The organism is Xanthomonas bonasiae (genome assembly GCF_017163705.1).
Taxonomy (GTDB): domain Bacteria; phylum Pseudomonadota; class Gammaproteobacteria; order Xanthomonadales; family Xanthomonadaceae; genus Xanthomonas_A; species Xanthomonas_A bonasiae.
This window is the reverse complement of record NZ_JAFIWB010000064.1, coordinates 1-746: the sequence shown is the minus strand read 5'-3', so window position 1 is coordinate 746 and position 746 is coordinate 1. Positions and strand designations below refer to the sequence as shown.

General features: G+C 66.0%; 1 protein-coding gene. It reads left to right on the top strand.

Annotation, left to right across the window (positions count from 1 at the left end; translation table 11 throughout):
* Positions 1 to 746 (top strand): elongation factor Tu (locus JR064_RS22910; RefSeq protein WP_206231245.1); only part of this gene is annotated, 746 nt, incomplete at both ends.

The following is a 746-nucleotide window of genomic DNA, read 5'->3' as shown; positions in this document are numbered from 1 at the left end:
TACGAATCCCCGAACCGTCACTACGCGCACGTCGATTGCCCGGGTCACGCGGACTACGTCAAGAACATGATCACCGGTGCGGCGCAGATGGACGGCGCGATCCTGGTGTGCTCGGCCGCTGACGGCCCGATGCCGCAGACCCGCGAGCACATCCTGCTGTCGCGCCAGGTCGGCGTGCCGCACATCGTGGTGTTCCTGAACAAGGCCGACATGGTCGACGACGCCGAGCTGCTCGAGCTGGTCGAGATGGAAGTGCGCGAGCTGCTGAGCAAGTACGACTTCCCGGGCGACGACACCCCGATCATCCACGGTTCGGCGCGTCTGGCGCTGGAAGGCGACCAGAGCGAGATCGGCGTGCCGTCGATCCTGAAGCTGGTGGAAGCGCTGGATTCGTTCATCCCGGAGCCGCAGCGCGACGTGGACAAGCCGTTCCTGATGCCGGTGGAAGACGTGTTCTCGATCTCGGGCCGCGGCACCGTGGTGACCGGCCGTATCGAGCGCGGCGTGATCAAGGTGGGCGACGAAATCGAAATCGTCGGCATCCGCGCCACGCAGAAGACCACGGTCACCGGCGTGGAAATGTTCCGCAAGCTGCTGGACCAGGGCCAGGCGGGCGACAACGCCGGTCTGCTGCTGCGCGGCACCAAGCGTGACGACGTGGAGCGCGGCCAGGTGCTGTGCAAGCCGGGTTCGATCAAGCCGCACACCGAGTTCGAGGCCGAGGTCTACGTGCTGTCGAAGGACGA